The organism is Chitinimonas sp. JJ19 (genome assembly GCF_036961565.1).
Taxonomy (GTDB): domain Bacteria; phylum Pseudomonadota; class Gammaproteobacteria; order Burkholderiales; family Chitinimonadaceae; genus Chitinimonas.
Genome location: NZ_JBAMDD010000001.1, coordinates 325,332 through 340,615, shown reverse-complemented (window position 1 = coordinate 340,615; position 15,284 = coordinate 325,332). Strand labels below are relative to the sequence as shown.

Annotated in this window: 14 protein-coding genes; 4 read left to right on the top strand and 10 right to left on the bottom strand. The window is 61.8% G+C overall.

Going from position 1 to position 15,284, the window contains the following annotated elements; all coding sequences use genetic code 11:
- Window positions 1-2 precede the first annotated feature (2 nt).
- From V7714_RS01545 to kdpF, 5 genes are all read right to left on the bottom strand, one after another.
- Entirely contained in the window at window positions 3-2,705 is a 2,703-nt protein-coding gene (locus V7714_RS01545) for a DUF4118 domain-containing protein (RefSeq protein WP_335387496.1), read from the bottom strand.
- Between the two features lie 235 nt (window positions 2,706-2,940).
- Window positions 2,941-3,522, bottom strand: a complete 582-nt coding sequence (gene kdpC, locus V7714_RS01540) for a potassium-transporting ATPase subunit KdpC (RefSeq protein WP_335387495.1) — start codon at window positions 3,520-3,522, stop codon at window positions 2,941-2,943.
- Between the two features lie 54 nt (window positions 3,523-3,576).
- Window positions 3,577-5,697 (bottom strand): potassium-transporting ATPase subunit KdpB, encoded by a 2,121-nt coding sequence (kdpB, locus tag V7714_RS01535; protein ID WP_442890214.1) that lies wholly within the window; start codon window positions 5,695-5,697, stop codon window positions 3,577-3,579.
- A gap of 1 nt (window position 5,698) precedes the next feature.
- Window positions 5,699-7,495, bottom strand: a complete 1,797-nt coding sequence (kdpA, locus tag V7714_RS01530; protein WP_335387494.1) for a potassium-transporting ATPase subunit KdpA — start codon at window positions 7,493-7,495, stop codon at window positions 5,699-5,701.
- Window positions 7,492-7,596, bottom strand: a complete 105-nt coding sequence (kdpF, locus tag V7714_RS01525) for a K(+)-transporting ATPase subunit F (protein WP_284196555.1) — start codon at window positions 7,594-7,596, stop codon at window positions 7,492-7,494. Before kdpF ends, kdpA begins: the two co-directional genes overlap by 4 nt.
- 322 nt (window positions 7,597-7,918) lie before the next feature.
- Between kdpF and V7714_RS01520 the strand changes: the two genes are divergently transcribed.
- Both V7714_RS01520 and V7714_RS01515 read left to right on the top strand, forming a co-directional pair.
- On the top strand, window positions 7,919-8,293 hold the full coding sequence (locus V7714_RS01520) for a 50S ribosome-binding protein YggL (protein ID WP_335387493.1): 375 nt from the start codon (window positions 7,919-7,921) through the stop codon (window positions 8,291-8,293).
- A gap of 73 nt (window positions 8,294-8,366) precedes the next feature.
- Window positions 8,367-8,846, top strand: coding sequence for a hypothetical protein (locus tag V7714_RS01515; RefSeq protein WP_335387492.1), 480 nt, complete (start codon window positions 8,367-8,369; stop codon window positions 8,844-8,846).
- Here V7714_RS01515 and V7714_RS01510 read toward each other — a convergent pair.
- Window positions 8,843-9,703 carry a prephenate dehydrogenase gene (locus tag V7714_RS01510; RefSeq protein ID WP_335387491.1) on the bottom strand — a complete coding sequence of 287 codons (861 nt, stop codon included), beginning with the start codon at window positions 9,701-9,703 and terminating at the stop codon, window positions 8,843-8,845. The two genes, V7714_RS01515 and V7714_RS01510, sit on opposite strands and share 4 nt — an antisense overlap.
- A 124-nt stretch (window positions 9,704-9,827) precedes the next feature.
- Between V7714_RS01510 and V7714_RS01505 the strand changes: the two genes are divergently transcribed.
- On the top strand, window positions 9,828-10,598 hold the full coding sequence (locus tag V7714_RS01505; RefSeq protein ID WP_335387490.1) for a hypothetical protein: 771 nt from the start codon (window positions 9,828-9,830) through the stop codon (window positions 10,596-10,598).
- Window positions 10,599-10,636: 38 nt separating this feature from the next.
- Here V7714_RS01505 and aroF read toward each other — a convergent pair whose 3' ends face one another.
- The 3 genes from aroF to V7714_RS01490 all read right to left on the bottom strand — a co-directional run bounded on the left by aroF (window position 10,637) and on the right by V7714_RS01490 (window position 12,906).
- Window positions 10,637-11,653: a 3-deoxy-7-phosphoheptulonate synthase gene (gene aroF, locus V7714_RS01500; RefSeq protein WP_284196560.1), complete on the bottom strand. Its 1,017-nt coding sequence runs from the start codon at window positions 11,651-11,653 to the stop codon at window positions 10,637-10,639.
- A 204-nt stretch (window positions 11,654-11,857) separates the two neighbouring features.
- Window positions 11,858-12,529 carry an isoprenoid biosynthesis glyoxalase ElbB gene (elbB, locus tag V7714_RS01495; protein WP_335387489.1) on the bottom strand — a complete coding sequence of 224 codons (672 nt, stop codon included), beginning with the start codon at window positions 12,527-12,529 and terminating at the stop codon, window positions 11,858-11,860.
- Between the two features lie 14 nt (window positions 12,530-12,543).
- Complete coding sequence (locus V7714_RS01490) at window positions 12,544-12,906, bottom strand: cupin domain-containing protein (protein ID WP_335387488.1); 363 nt, start codon at window positions 12,904-12,906, stop codon at window positions 12,544-12,546.
- A gap of 193 nt (window positions 12,907-13,099) precedes the next feature.
- On the opposite strand from V7714_RS01490, the gene V7714_RS01485 reads away from it, so the two are divergent.
- On the top strand, window positions 13,100-14,380 hold the full coding sequence (locus V7714_RS01485) for an aspartate carbamoyltransferase (protein WP_335387487.1): 1,281 nt from the start codon (window positions 13,100-13,102) through the stop codon (window positions 14,378-14,380).
- Window positions 14,381-14,730: 350 nt separating this feature from the next.
- Here the strand turns inward: V7714_RS01485 and V7714_RS01480 are convergent, their stop codons facing one another.
- Window positions 14,731-15,219 carry a MarR family winged helix-turn-helix transcriptional regulator gene (locus V7714_RS01480; protein ID WP_335387486.1) on the bottom strand — a complete coding sequence of 163 codons (489 nt, stop codon included), beginning with the start codon at window positions 15,217-15,219 and terminating at the stop codon, window positions 14,731-14,733.
- Window positions 15,220-15,284: the final 65 nt, after the last annotated feature.

Below are 15,284 nucleotides of genomic sequence, written 5' to 3'. Positions count from 1 at the left end.
GCTCAATTGGGTGCCAGCTCGGCCTCCGCCATCGATGGCGGCGTGCCCAGCGGCAAGGTGAAAACAAAACGGGCACCGCCTTCCGAGCGGTTCTCAGCATGGATGCGGCCGCCATGTGCTTCAATGATGGCGCGGCATATGGCGAGACCCAGCCCCACACCAGGCAGTGCCGACTCATTGTCGCCACGCTCGAACTTGCCGAACAAGCGCTCCTCACGCCCATCAGGCAGACCTGGGCCGTTGTCTTCCACCACCACCCGCAACAGATCGCCACGGTGCTGCGCCCGTATGCAGATTTCGCTGCCGGCAGGGGTGTACTTGGCGGCATTGTCCAGCAAGTTCACCAGCACCCGCTCCAGCAATACCGGGTCGAACTCGCACAGCGGCAGATCAGGCGGCAACTGGCTCACGACCCTGTGGTCTGCCAGCACCACGTCCAGCTGGCGCCGTGCAGAACCCAGCACTTCTTCCAGCGAGTGCCAATCCCGCCGCAGCTCTACCGCGCCTGATTGCAAACGCGCCATGTCCAGCAGCTTGCCTACCAGTTCGGCCATGCCCCTGGCCTTGTCGCCCACCGCCAGCGTCAGCTCCTGGCGGCTGGCCTCGCTCAGTCCCTCGCGCCCCAAGGTATCGGCCAGCCCCACCAATGCCGTCAGGGGGGTGCGTAAATCATGCGAGACGGCGGTCAGCAGGCCATTGCGCAGGCGCTCGCCTTCCATACTGACCAGCGCATCCTGCGCCACTTCCACGAAATGTACCCGCTCCAGCGCCAATGCCACCTGGGCGGCACAGGCTTCCAACAGCCGCCTGTCCTCGGGTTCGTCCAGCAGCGTGGGATCGGTCGCCTGCAGTGCCAGCACGCCTCGCGTGCGCATGGGTGCCTTGAGCGGCAGGTAGTGGGCCGGGCTGGCTGGCAGGGTTTGGGTACCCTGCCCTGCAGCCTGCTGATGGTCATATACCCATTGGGCAATCTCGCCATCAGCCTGCAGCAGCTCATGCTCGCCATCCGCATGCTGGCCAGCCGTCGTAGGGCGCACCCGCTCGTGTGAATCTGGTAGCAGCACGGCACAGCGGGCCTGAAAGACCCCTTGCAACCGCTCCAGTGCCGTGCCCACGATCTGCTCGGTTGTCAGCGCACCCGATAGCTCACGCGCCAGCCCGGCCAATTCATCCGCCCGCCGCTCGCGCTGGCGGGCTACGTCCGCCTCGAAACGCAGCTTGGCTGCCAGTTGGCCGATCACCAGGGCCACCCCCAGCATCAGGGCGAAGGTCAGTACATACTGTGTATCGCTCACCGCAAAGGTAAACCGCGGCGGCACAAAGAAAAAATCAAAGCTCAACACGGCCGCCAGCGCCGCCCAGGCACCTGGCCCACGCCCATACCGTAACGCAGCACCCACCACGGCCAGCAGGAACACCATCACCACATTGGCCAAGTCAAATACCGACAGCAGCGGCGTGGCCAGCAGCGTGGTCACCGCCACATAGGCGGTTGCCCAGGCATAGCCGCGCCAGTCTGGTCGCGCTGGCCTGCCGCGCGCCTCCCGCCCGGCCTGTGCGCGGGTGTCGTCCACCCCCACCAGGTAAAGATCCAGTTCCACCGCCTGTTCGGCCAATTGGTCGGCCAGGCCGGGCAGCAGCTTGCGACGCCAACTAGCCTTCAGCCTATGCCCTATCACCAGCTTGCTGGCATTGCGGCTACGGGCATAGGCAGCCAGGGTTCTGGCCGCATCAGACCCCGCCAATGTCGCTGTCTCGGCCCCCAGCTCCTCGGCCAATTTCAATGTCTCCAACACCCGTGCCCGTCGCCCGGCCGGTAGCCTTTGCAAGGCCGGGGTCTCCACATACACAGCAATCCAGTCTGCCTGCAGCTTGGCTGCCAACCGGGCCGCCGCCCGTACCAGCTTCTCGCCGCTGCTACCCATGCCCACGCACACCACCAGGCGCTCCTTGGCCTGCCATACGTTGGCAATGGCACGATCAGCACGATAGGCCCGCATCTGGGCATCCACCCGGTCGGCAGTGCGACGCAAGGCCAGCTCGCGCAGGGCAATGAGATTGCCCTTGCGAAAGAAGTTACGCGCTGCGCGCTCGGCTGCATCCGCCAGGTACACCTTGCCGGCCGCCAGCCTCGCCAGCAGCTCATCCGGCGGCAGGTCTACCAAGGTCACCTCGTCCGCCACATCAAAAACCTGGTCGGGCACCGTCTCGCGTACCCGCACCCCGGTAATCGAACCCACCACATCGTTCAGGCTGTCCAGATGCTGCACATTGAGTGCGGTGTAGACATCGATCCCGGCAGCCAGCAACTCTTCCACATCCTGCCAGCGCTTGGCATGGCGGCTACCCTCCACATTGCTGTGGGCCAGCTCGTCCACCACGATCAAGCGAGGCTTGCTGGCCAGTGCTGCGTCAAGGTCAAATTCGGCCAGCAATTTGTCGCGGTATTGCATCTTGCGCGAGGGCAGCATGGGCAAACCCTCCAGCAATGCCCCCGTCTCAGCCCTGCCGTGGGTTTCGACTATGCCTATCAGTATGTCCACACCCTCGTTCAGCTTTTGCCGGGCAGCCTGCAGCATGGCGTAGGTCTTGCCTACGCCGGCACAGGCACCAAAGAATATCTTCAGCTTGCCCCGCGCAGCGGCCATCGCCTCTGCCTGCAAGGCTTCCAGCAAACGGTCTGGATCAGGTCTTTGTTCTGTCATGGTGCTATGCCTGTCATCAGGCCATTATGCGGTGGCGCCAGGCAGCCTGGCGAGAATGCAGGCGAGGTGCATGGTCTTTGACCATACACCTCGTATGCACAACAAACATGGCACAGGCCACTGCCACCGGTCTTTCGAAAGGAGATCGGGCGATGAGCCCGCGTTGGCAACAGCCTGCCAGACTTGCCTTCAGCCGTGTTTCAAGCTGCGAAACACGGCTGCACAAGCCCTGAACTCAGACCCTGCCCTGCGCGTTCAGCGCCATGTTCAGTTTCAGCACATTTACCGTGCGATCGCCAAAAATACGCCAACTGGGGTACTCGGTATGGGCATCCACCAGACGCTGTACGTCCTCCGGCTTCAAGCCACGCGCCTTCGCTACCCTGCCTATCTGGTAATAGGCTGCGGCAGGCGAGATATGCGGATCCAACCCCGAAGCCGAACTGGTGACCAGATCGGCAGGTACCGGGCCGGCCTGATCAGGATGGGCGACACGCATCGCCTCTATCCGTGCCTTCACCGCCTCGGCCAGGGCCGGATGCTGTGGGCCATAGTTGGAACCGCTGGAGGCAGCCGCATTGTTCGGTACTGGCCCGGTGGCCGATGGCCGGCCCCAGAAATAGCTTGGGCCGCTAAAACTTTGGCCTATGAGGCTGCTGCCCACTACCTGGCCCTGCCGCTGTATCAAGCTGCCATTGGCTTGATCCGGAAACACCAGCTGCGCCACACCGGTAATCGCGGCTGGGTAAAGCACACCGGTAATGACACTCAGCACCACAAATAGCGTCAAGGCTGGACGTATCAGGTTCTTCATCATGCTTACTCCTTGCGGGCCGGTGCCATGGGCGATGCCCAGCACCGGCCTGTCTTCTTAAGCCAGGCCCAAACCGCCCAGCACCATATCAATCAGCTTGATGCCCACGAATGGCACCAGCAGACCACCCAGGCCATACACCAGCAGGTTGCGGCGCAGTAGCGCACCTGCAGCCATCGCACGGTAGGCCACGCCCTTCAGTGCCAGCGGTATGAGGAAGACAATGATCAAGGCATTGAATATCACCGCCGAGAGTATGGCCGAGGCAGGACTGTTCAGCCCCATCACGTTCAGTGCTGCCAATTGCGGATAGGTAACCGCGAACGCTGCCGGGATGATGGCGAAATACTTGGCCACATCATTGGCCACCGAGAAGGTGGTCAGGGCACCACGCGTCATCAGCATCTGCTTGCCGGTCTCGACGATCTCGATCAGCTTGGTCGGATTGCTGTCCAGGTCGACCATATTGCCGGCCTCCTTGGCAGCCTGGGTGCCGCTGTTCATGGCGACCGCCACATCGGCCTGGGCCAGCGCCGGCGCGTCGTTGGTGCCGTCACCCGTCATGGCAACCAGCCGACCTTCAGCCTGGTAGTCACGTATCAGCTTGAGCTTGTCCTCTGGCCTTGCCTCCGCCAGAAAATCGTCCACACCAGCCTCGGCCGCGATGGCAGCAGCGGTCAGGCGGTTGTCGCCGGTGATCATCACCGTCTTGATGCCCATCTGGCGCAGCTCGGCAAAACGCTCCTTGATACCGCCCTTGACGATATCCTTGAGCTCCACCACCCCCATCACCAGATTGCCGTCGGCAACCACCAGCGGTGTACCGCCACGGCGTGCCACCTGCTCAACCAGCTCGACCACCGCCTGAGGCCACTGGCCGCCCTGGGCCAATACATGAGCCCTGACCGCCTCTGCCGCGCCTTTACGTACCTGGCGGGCGCCGATATCCACCCCGCTCATGCGGGTCTGCGCCGTAAAGTGTACAAACTGGGCGTCGTGCAATTCGCGGCCACGTAGCGCAAAGCGGGTCTTGGCCAGTACCACGATGGAACGTCCCTCGGGCGTCTCATCAGCCAGCGAAGCCAGTTGGGCCACATCCGCCAATTCACCATCGCTCACACCCGGCGCCGGCAGAAAGGCACTGGCTTGGCGATTGCCGAGCGTAATGGTGCCGGTCTTGTCCAGCAGCAGCACATCCACGTCACCGGCGGCTTCTACTGCACGGCCCGATGTGGCGATCACATTGGCCTGCATCATCCGGCTCATGCCCGCCACACCAATCGCGCTCAGCAAGCCGCCTATGGTGGTCGGGATCAGGCAGACCAGCAGCGCCACCAGCACCGTCACGCTCACCGGGCTGCCAGCACCCGCCGCATTCACGCTATACATCGAGAACGGCAACAGGGTAGCCGTCGCCAGCAGGAACACCAGGGTCAGCGCCACCAGCAATATGGTCAGGGCAATCTCGTTAGGTGTCTTCTTGCGCTTGGCGCCTTCCACCATGGCGATCATGCGGTCCAGAAATGCCTCGCCCGGATTGGCCGTCACACGGGCGATCAGCCAATCGCTCAGCACCCGCGTACCGCCGGTGATGGCCGAGAAATCGCCCCCCGACTCACGGATGACCGGGGCAGATTCGCCCGTAATGGCCGACTCATCCACCGACGCCACACCTTCCAGTACCTCGGCATCAGCCGGTACGGTATCACCGGCTTCCACCAGCACGATATCGCCCCGACGCAGGCTGGCAGAGTCCAACACCGTTACCTTGCCATCGCGGCTGGCCTGCGACAGCTTCTTGGCGACGACATTCCGGCGGCTACCCCGCAAGGCCGCAGCCTGGGCCTTGCCACGACCTTCTGCCAATGCCTCGGCAAAGTTGGCAAACAGCACGGTAAACCACAGCCAGGCAGCAATCCCCAGGATAAACCCGGCGCCCGCCTCACCCTTCCCCCCCAGGGCGTGGATACCCAGCACCGTCGTCAACACGCTACCTACCCACACCACAAACATCACGGGATTACGGAACTGCGCCTGCGGCGACAGCTTTCTGAACGACTCCACCACGGCCGGCTTGAGCAGCACAGGGTCGAGCAAACGCCAGGATTGATTCATCGGCTTGATTTCCTGCATGGCCGCCCCCGTGGCTGGCGTGGCTGTCTTTAGTCTGTCATTCATCTCAGCCTCCTTGGCCAGCAAACAGTTGCAGATGGTCGACCACCGGCCCCAGGGCCAGGGCGGGGATATAGGTTAGGGCGCCGACGATCAGCACCGTGCCCACCAGCAGCACAACAAACAGTGGCCCGTGAGTAGGCATGGTGCCAACCGACACAGCCAGCTTAGGCTTGCGCGCCAGCGAGCCTGCAATGGCAAGAACGGGAATCAGCACACCGAAGCGGCCAAACCACATGGCCAAACCCAGCGCCAGGTTGTAGAAGGGGGTATTGGCCGAGATACCGGCAAAAGCCGATCCATTGTTGTTGGCAGCGGAGCTGAAGGCATACAGGGCCTCGCTGAAGCCATGGGCGCCCGGGTTCCACAGGCTAGTCAACGCCTGGGGCAGCAGCACCGCCACCGCCGTACCACCCAGCACCAGCAAGGGGGTGATCAGGATGGCGATGGAGACCATCTTCATCTCGAACGACTCGATCTTCTTGCCCAGGTATTCCGGCGTACGGCCTATCATCAAACCCGCCAGGAAGACGGCCAGCATGGCGAACAGCAACATGCCATACAGGCCTGAACCCACACCGCCAAACACCACCTCGCCCAGTTGCATCAACCAGGTGGTCACACCGCCCGCCAGGGGCATCAGGCTGTCGTGCATGGCATTGACCGCACCGCAACTGGCTGCCGTGGTGATCACGGCAAACAGGCTGGAAGCCACAATGCCAAAGCGTGTCTCCTTGCCTTCCATATTGCCCAGGCCGGCATCCATGCCCAGTTGCACCAGCAGCGGGTTGGCATGCGATTCCGCCCAGACCACCACCGCCACCATGGCGACAAAGATCAGGGTCATCGATGCCAGCACCACCACGCCCTGCCGCACATCGCCCACCAGATGGCCAAACATGAAGCACAGCGCAGCCGGTATCAGAAAGATACTCAGCATCTGCAGGAAGTTGCTGGCGCCAGTGGGGTTCTCATAAGGGTGAGCCGAATTGGCATTGAAGAAACCACCCCCATTGGTGCCCAGCAACTTGATGGCCTCTTGCGATGCCACCGGCCCCATCGCCAGCGTCTGGGTACGCACTGTCACCTCTTCCATCACGGCGGCACCTTGTGCATCCACCAGCGGCTTGCCTGCCTCATCTGTCTTGGCCACCTGGTAGCTCACCGGCTCCACCAGTTGTGCCTCAACATAGGGCGAGAAATTCTGTATCACGCCCTGGCCCACCAGGAACACGGCAAACAATGATGCCAAGGGCAGCAACAGCCAAACCGTGACACGGTTCAGATCCAGCCAGGCATTGCCCAGACCTTGGGCATGCTTGCGGACAAAGCCACGCACCAGAGCAACTACCACGGCAATGCCGGTGGCGGCGGACAGGAAGTTCTGCACCGTCAATGCCAGCATCTGGGTCAGGTAGCTCATGGTGGCTTCGCCCCCGTAGCCCTGCCAGTTGGTATTGGTGACAAACGAGACGGCTGTATTGAAAGCCGAGGCCGCCTCCACATTGGGCATGCCCGCCGGATTGAGAGGCAGACTGAGCTGCAGGCGTTGCAGCAGATACACGGCCAGCAGACCTGCCAGGTTGAACAACACGATGGCTGCGGCATAGCGCCACCAGGGCATGTCTTCATCGCCATCCGCCCCGATCAGCTTCATCAGGCCACGATCGACCTTGCCCATCCAGCCCAGCCGCTGGGCCAACCCCCCAGACATCAAGGCAGCCAGATAGCGCCCCAAGGGCCAGGCCAGGGTCAGCAGCACCAGCAGGTACAAGCCCGTTTGCAACACTGCTGACTGGTTCATGCCACCTCCTCAGCATTGAACAATGCATAAAGCAGGTAGGCGAACAGGCCGATGGACACACCACCGGCCAGCCAGTAGATCCATACCAATCCAGGGTTCATTTTGCTTGCCCCTCCAGTTTGCGGCAGGCAGCAATCAGGCCCAGAATGGCCCCGCCAAGCACCGCGATCAACGACAACACCAGCATTTCCACAGCCGACTCCATGAATGGGAAAAGACAGTGCCCATGCTAGGGAGATCGCCGTAAAGACAGTGTCGAGATAGGCAGAACGGGTATAAAGATTGTGTAAAGATGGCGTGGCAGGCGCCAGCGTGCTGAGTGGCAAAGGGCGCTATGGGATAGGGGGCAGCCCGATCCGGCAGATCAGGCTTGACCGACAAGGTACAATGGCGGCTTACGTGTCTCACACCGAAAGCAGGACCATGAAAAACTGGCTCAATCGCCATTCCAATAGCCGCATACGCCGCCTCAACCAGCGTCAGCGCAAGAAGTACCATCTGGCCGAATTCGTGGAACTGGGTTTTCACCTGACGCTGCGCTTCAAGCAGCTGCTGTCTGAGCCCGAACTGGAATCCTGGATCAACGCCATCTGCGATGAAGCAGAGCGCACCCACCTGATCGTGGGCGGTTTCAGCAGCGGCATGACAGCCCTGGAAACCGACGGTTTTGTGGTGGCAGAGCACGGCTCGGTGAGTGAGGCCCAACGCGATGCCTTTATCGCCTTCCTCCGCCAGCATCCGTTGGTCGCCGAGGTGGATGCCGGCGAGCTGGTCGATAGCTGGTACGGCCAACTGTAATCACACATGCGGAGTTGCAGTGATATCAACTGCAACTCCTGCCCCACCCGCTACAACGCGCCATGGAACACCCATGAACATCAGCGAAACCCTCATCAGCCCCACCGAGCTCAAGCCTGTACGCGAATGGGTAGTGCGCATGGCCAGCCCGCTGGGCATCCCCTTGGCCGGGCGTAGCACGGCCGAGCTGGTTGGCGCAGTCGAGCAAGCAGTCAGCCAGTGGCAGCAAGGTCGCCCGCCCAAGGCCGCCGAGGTCAAGCCCGAAGACCTGCATATCGTGCTGGGTACCATCTGGGGAGAACAGCTGATCGCCCAGTTCGACTGGCTCTGGGTCAACCTCACGTTTCACGACTTCAACGACTGGAGTTCACTGGCCGTGGTCTCGCCCGACCGCGCGCTAATGATCCTGCCCTACGCCTATGTCTGCCTGTGCCGCGATGACCAGAACGTGGCCGTGAACATGCTGGCGGCCTTCAATGCCATCGGCCACCAGACGCTACCTGCCGCAGTGCCGGGCAGCTACAGCAATGTCATGGATACGCTAGCAAACTAACCCTTGCCCCAGGCACTGCGTGCCTTGCTGGCGCGCTCGAATTTTGCGGTCATGCCTTCTGCATCGGCGTGTTGCAATTGGGTGATCAGGCTATCCAGCTCCGCCCGGTAGGCACGCAGATCCTCAAGCAAACCGTCGCGGTTGGCCAGGGCAATATCGCGCCACATCTCGGGATGGCTGCCCGCAATACGGCTGAAATCGCGGAAGCCGCTGGCGGCCAAGGCCAGGCAGGTAGCTGCATCGGGCCGATTCAGCACCGTGTTCATATAGGCAAAAGCCAGCAGGTGCGGCATATGGCTGACCGCCGCAAAGACTGCGTCGTGTTCGGCCGCATCCAGCACCACCAGATGGGCACTGCAGGCCTGCCACAGGGCGCTTACCTTGGCCAGGGTGTCAGCACTGGTTTCCGGCAGCGGGCATAGCACCACCTTGCGGCCCTCATACAGGCCATAGCGTGCGGCGGCAGCGCCAGACAGATCCGACCCCGCAATCGGGTGGGCCGGCAGGCAGCGATCCAGGCTATCGCCCAGATGCTTGCGGTATAAGGCCGCGACATCGCGCTTGGTACTGCCCGCATCGGTCACCAACGCATGGCGCGGCAAGGCAGGGGCGATACGCGCCAGCACGGCATCCATCTGGCCTACCGGTGTCGCCAGCAGGACCAGGTCAGCATCTCGGACGGCCGTTGCGGCATCCTGTTCAGCCATGTCGATCACCTTGAGCTGCACGGCCCGCGCCAGATTCTCGGGCGAACGCCCCACGCCCACGACCTGGCCCACCAGCCCCGCCCGCTTCAGGTCCAGGGCAAATGATCCGCCTATCAGGCCCACGCCGATTACCACCAGCTTGCTCAACACATCCCACTCCTAGATTTAGCGCCGCCATCAAGACTTGCCCGGCATAGTGGCGCGCTGTAAGCCTATCGACACCCAAACGACCAAGGATGCCAGAGCGCCCCATACCACCAGCCCGGACCCCATCATGCGACCACTGATACTACTGACCCTGCTGTGCAGCCTGACCACCTTTGCGGCTGAACCCGCCCCAGGCCTGCAGGACGAGGCAGCCGGCCAGGCCCTGCTGAGCGAGCGTATTGCCCGGGCCTATGTCTGGCGGGGGCTAGAGGCAGACAATGCCGAAGCCCGCCGCCAGCAACAAGCCGCCACCGCACAGTTCGAGCGGAAGTTGGCCAAGCTACGTGCCGGCAGCCAGGACAATGCCGAACTGGCCGACGACTATGCCCTGCTGGCCCAACTTTGGGCTGATTACCAGACGCTCACCCAAGCCCCAGCGACACGCGAAGGCGCCGCCCGACTGGCCGAACTGTCAGAGGAACTGGCCTGGATCGCCCGCAAGGCGAGCGATCGCCTGGCACAGCCCACGGGCAACAAGCCTCAGCCCAACCGGATTGCCGGCGATATTGCCACTTTGTCGCAGCGACTGGCCAAGACTTATCTCTTGCAAGCATATGGCTTGAAGGTTGCCTTTCTGCAGCGCGACCTGATCGAGAGCCGCGCAGCCTTTCTGCAACTGAGCCAGCAACTGAAGGCACTCCCCGACAACACACCCACCCTGCAGGCCAAGCTGGCCCTGATGGATAGCCAGTGGTTCTTCTTCCAGCAGGCCATCGATGAGCTAGCCAAGCGCAACACCGATCCGCAACTGCGCCGCAATGTCATCACCACCAGCGACCGCATCTACGAGGTAGCGCTCGATCTGGCCGCCCACTACCAAAGGCGCGGCCAGGATTGATCACGCCTGCCACATGGCTGGGCAGTGCTTAGCGCCGCTTACAGCTCCCGGCCTACCGCCTGGGCAATCAGGCGCAGCGAGGCCACCAGGTCGTTGAGCTCTTGCGGTGTCAGGGCCTGGTCGGCATCACACCAGGCATCGCAGGGGTTGGGGTGCATCTCTACCAGCAAGCCATCAGCACCGGCCGCCACGGCGGCGCGAGCCAGCGCGGGCACCATCCAGGCCTTGCCACCGGCGTGGCTGGGGTCCACCAGTACCGGCAAGTGGGTTTCCTTCTTCAACACCGGGATGGCCGTCACATCCAGCACATTGCGGTAAGCCGTCTCGAAGGTGCGTATGCCGCGCTCGCACAAAATGATGTTGTTATTGCCACCCGCCGCAATGTACTCGGCCGCCATCAGCCACTCCGAAATCGTGGCCGACAAGCCGCGCTTGAGAATAACGGGCTTGTTGACCCTGCCGACTTCCTTGAGCAGGTCGAAGTTCTGCATATTGCGGGCACCGATCTGTATCACGTCCACATCGTGCTCCAGGAAGGTATCCAGCATGCGCACATCCATCAGCTCGGTCACGATGGGCATGTTGTACTCGCGTGCCGCCGCCTGGAAAAACTCCAGGCCCTGCACCCCCAAACCCTGGAAAGCGTAGGGGCTGGTGCGCGGCTTGAAGGCGCCACCCCGCATCATCTTGCAACCGGCCGCGTGCACGCCTGCCGCCGCCAGATGCATCTGCTCCTGGGTCTCGACCGAACACGGCCCTGCTATCACCTGCACCTGCTTGCCGCCCAGCTTGATGCCGCGGATATCGATCACGCTGCCGGCCGGGTGCCCTTCACGTGCCACCAGCTTGTAGGGCTTGACGATATGGATGGCGCGCTCGACGCCCGCCATCTGCTCGAAGCTCTGCTCGTTAAGTGGACGCTCGTCGCCGATGGCGCCCACGATGGTGCGCTCGCTACCACGCGACACATGCTCGGTAAGGCCAGAGGCGCGTATCTTGCTGACAACGGCGTCAAGCTCGGATTGGGTCGATTCGGGGGACATTACGATGATCATGACGGTCTTCCTATGGGGTGGATGGCAGAAAATGGACAAAGAAAAAGGCGGGCCTTTTGGGCCCGCCTTCTTGAATCTTTACTTGCTTCAGGGTGTAACAGGGCAGCCCGCGTCAACTCGTGATCGGAAAATAATAAAACGAGAAGAAAGCGGTGAAACGACGCATGACGGTTACGGGTGCCTGAAGTAGATGTTGGGACCAGCTTAACCCAAAATTTCGCGCAATGCAGCAACTGCTGCCTGCACCGACGCAAAAATCGCCGCCGGGCTGGCTTCGTCGAACATATAGGCCGGGGTTGAAATAAACGCATGGGTACGGTCCAAGCAAGCCTGGTCCACCGCCAGCGGCATATGGAACTGCCCCCAGGCCTCGATGGCATCGGACAGCGGATTGCCACCATAGCCCACAGTGATCTGGGCCTTGCTATAGCCCGCCTCACGGGCAGCCAAGCCCAGCAACAACGGCGCGGCACAGATGGCCACCACCGGCTTTCTGGTCAGCACAAACGGCATGATGGCGGCCTTCACATCGTCATGCATGCGGGCATTGACGCCTTCTTCGGCAAAGGTACAGAGATTCTTGGCCGCGCCAAATCCACCGGGGAACACGATGGCATCGTATTCATCGGGATTGAGCTGATCCAGCGCCCTGACATTGCCACGGGCAATACGGGCAGCTTCGACCAGAATATTGCGACTCTCCTCTGTTCCCTCGCCGCTGAGATGATCCACCACATGGCGCTGTGGCCTATCGGGTGCATAGCAGTCGTAGTGCATACCATGCTGGCTCAGCGCCACCAGGGTAGCGACTGCTTCGGTAATTTCACTGCCATCCAGATAACCGCAACCGGACAGTACAACCGCTACTCTGGACATGGTCATCTCCCCGTTCATGGCTTGCGCTCAACAATCATATAGTGCTTCTTCATGGCTTCCAGTACATGGAACTCGCCCTTGAAACCCGCCGGTATCACCAGCGACTCCCCCGCCCCCACCTCTACAGCCAGGCCAGCCTCGTCGATCAGGCGGCAGCGCCCTTCGGTGACAAAGAAGAACTCATCCTCGGTATCGCCCATGGCAATACGCCAGCGTCCCGGCTCGCATGCCCAAACGCCGGCATACACCTCGCCGCTCGCATTGGTGTAGTGATTCCAGGTGGTGCGCTGCGGATTCCCCTCTACACGACGCTCCTCCCTCGGATGGTCGTACTCGGGTGCAGTGTTCTGCTGGCTGAAAGCAATGATGGCGGGCACGGCACTATCCTGTTGCAGTAAGGTTTCAAGCCATTCTAGCTGTATGTCGCCCTGCTTGGGCAAGCATGACGTTTGCAAGTTCTGCCACCCCCCTACGCCATGGCGCCGCACAAACAGGCACACAACACAATGCGTATTTACATACACACGTAATTCAGAGAATAATATACGCAATGCGTAAATAGAGATAACCATGACCCTGCCACAACAGACCCTGCTGCGCGACGCCATGCGTAGCCTCAACCTAACCCGCGATGCGTTCTGCGACAGGCTAGGCGTTAGCCGTAGAGCACTGGACAGCTGGCTACTGCCTGATGGCTCCAATGAGCAGCGCAGCATGCCCACCGTGGTTGCCCGCTTCATTGCCGAGATCATGGCAACACAGCAGCCCGCAAAATATACGCAAAGCGTACCCAACCCAAGCAGCAACATCGTCGCAGGCAGCCCACACCTGCTCTCGGTCAGCCAATTTGATCGGGAATCCGTACAGGCCCTGTTCCGGCTTGCCGACCTGCTGCAACCGGTAGCCCGGCGGCAAAAAGTCTGCCGGGTGCTGGAAGGCGCCGTGCTGGCCAACCTGTTCTTCGAAGCCAGTACCCGCACCCGCATCAGCTTTGGCGCAGCCTTCTGCCGCCTGGGTGGCGCAGTCTGCGACACCACCGGCTTTACCTTCTCATCCATGGCCAAGGGGGAATCCATCCACGACACCAGCCGGGTCATCAGCGGCTATGTTGACGCCATGGTCGTGCGCCACCCCGAACAGGGTGCCGTGGCCGAGTTTGCCAGCGCCACCCATATCCCCGTCATCAACGGCGGCGATGGCCCCGGCGAGCACCCCACCCAAGCCCTGCTGGACCTCTACACACTAGAACGCGAATTCTCGCGCCAGGGCAAGCTGATCGACGGCTGCCACATCGCCATCGTGGGCGATCTCAAACACGGCCGTGCCGTGCATTCCCTGGTCAAGCTGCTGTGCCTGTATCAGCGGCTCACCATCAGCCTGGTCGCCCCAACCGGTCTGGAGCTACCCAGCGAACTGATGGACCAGCTCAGCCGCAATGGCAATCAGCTGCGCTGCAACCAGCAACTAGCCCAGGGCCTGGCCGGTGCCGACGTAATCTACGCCACCCGCGTGCAAAAGGAGCGCATGGGCAGCGAAGCGCTCGAAGGCTACAGCCCTGACTTCCAGATCAATCTGGCGGCTGTGCAAAACTGGTGCAAGCCCGACACCGTCATCATGCACCCCCTCCCCCGCGACAGCCGCCCCGACGCCCACGACCTGGCCACCGACCTGAACCCCGATCCCCGCCTGGCCATCTTCCGCCAGACCGATAACGGCATTCCGGTACGCATGGCCATCTTCGCCCAGCTGCTGGGGGTGGACCAACAGGTGCCGCACGCCCTGCGCGATTGCAACTGGCGCCACCCGCCACATCTGGGGCCGGAGGATGCGGCATTTGATGTGCTGGAGTGAGGGCCTAGTATGGGCTCAGGCATGGGTGGATGGCTCAGGCATGGGTGGATGGTGACGGATTAGGTGGGTGCCGGGGGAACCCTGCCGCTAACCGTCTGCACAACCAGAACCTGCGGCTCTCTCCGATTGTGCCCAGCCTGCTCCAAACCGGCGACGATCACGCGAAGGGTCGCAAACCAGCCCGGAGTGCCGCAGGCTGCGGAGTCTGGCCACTCACGGACACTGATGTTGGTTGGCTTTCGTGACCACCACTTGAATATCAGCACCGCACCCATTCGCGTGAACAGCTCTGGCTGAGGCAGCTGATCGGCCAAAGCGGACCTTGGCCACACTAGGTTAGGACGTCAGCTTTACTGCTCGCCGATACGGTTCATGATGCGATCGAAGATGGATTGCCTCGCCAGAGCATCGTCGAGTTTATTCAGCGATGCTACGACATTGCCCGCCTCGGCGTTCAACTCAAGGGCCGCTTCATCAAATGCTGCCCAGATCGGCTGCAGTTCTGCGACCAGCTTCTTGCCTGCGGCGGTGAGCATGATCTTTTTCTTGCGGGCGTCCTCGGGGTCGGACTCCGATACCACCAGCATTGACTTTTCAAGCGACTGCCGCGCTTGGCTCACAGATGCATGGGTGATCCGCAGCGTCGTCGCCAGTTCCCCCACAGTGGCTGAGCCATTGATGGCCAATTGGTTCAGCACGCCAAACCATCGTTGCTCGAACGAAATCCCCAGGGCCGCGTACACACGCGCCGAGTCGCCATCGAGGTTTTCCGACAAGCGCCTTAGCCTAGCGCCGATAGCCGCCCCGCCGGCAGCGCGTGAGTAATCTTGCTTACTCATGAGCAGATACCTTTCAGGTTGACATTTATGTAGGCACCTACGAATACTAGCACATCGACTTAGAG

Coding starts and splice junctions, on each gene's coding strand:
- V7714_RS01545 (WP_335387496.1), bottom strand. CDS start 2,705: ATGACAGAACAAAGACCTGATCCAGACCGTTTGCTGGAAGCCTTGCAG.
- kdpC (WP_335387495.1), bottom strand. CDS start 3,522: ATGATGAAGAACCTGATACGTCCAGCCTTGACGCTATTTGTGGTGCTG.
- kdpB (WP_442890214.1), bottom strand. CDS start 5,697: ATGAATGACAGACTAAAGACAGCCACGCCAGCCACGGGGGCGGCCATG.
- kdpA (WP_335387494.1), bottom strand. CDS start 7,495: ATGAACCAGTCAGCAGTGTTGCAAACGGGCTTGTACCTGCTGGTGCTG.
- kdpF (WP_284196555.1), bottom strand. CDS start 7,596: ATGAACCCTGGATTGGTATGGATCTACTGGCTGGCCGGTGGTGTGTCC.
- V7714_RS01520 (WP_335387493.1), top strand. CDS start 7,919: ATGAAAAACTGGCTCAATCGCCATTCCAATAGCCGCATACGCCGCCTC.
- V7714_RS01515 (WP_335387492.1), top strand. CDS start 8,367: ATGAACATCAGCGAAACCCTCATCAGCCCCACCGAGCTCAAGCCTGTA.
- V7714_RS01505 (WP_335387490.1), top strand. CDS start 9,828: ATGCGACCACTGATACTACTGACCCTGCTGTGCAGCCTGACCACCTTT.
- aroF (WP_284196560.1), bottom strand. CDS start 11,653: ATGATCATCGTAATGTCCCCCGAATCGACCCAATCCGAGCTTGACGCC.
- elbB (WP_335387489.1), bottom strand. CDS start 12,529: ATGTCCAGAGTAGCGGTTGTACTGTCCGGTTGCGGTTATCTGGATGGC.
- V7714_RS01485 (WP_335387487.1), top strand. CDS start 13,100: ATGACCCTGCCACAACAGACCCTGCTGCGCGACGCCATGCGTAGCCTC.
- V7714_RS01480 (WP_335387486.1), bottom strand. CDS start 15,219: ATGAGTAAGCAAGATTACTCACGCGCTGCCGGCGGGGCGGCTATCGGC.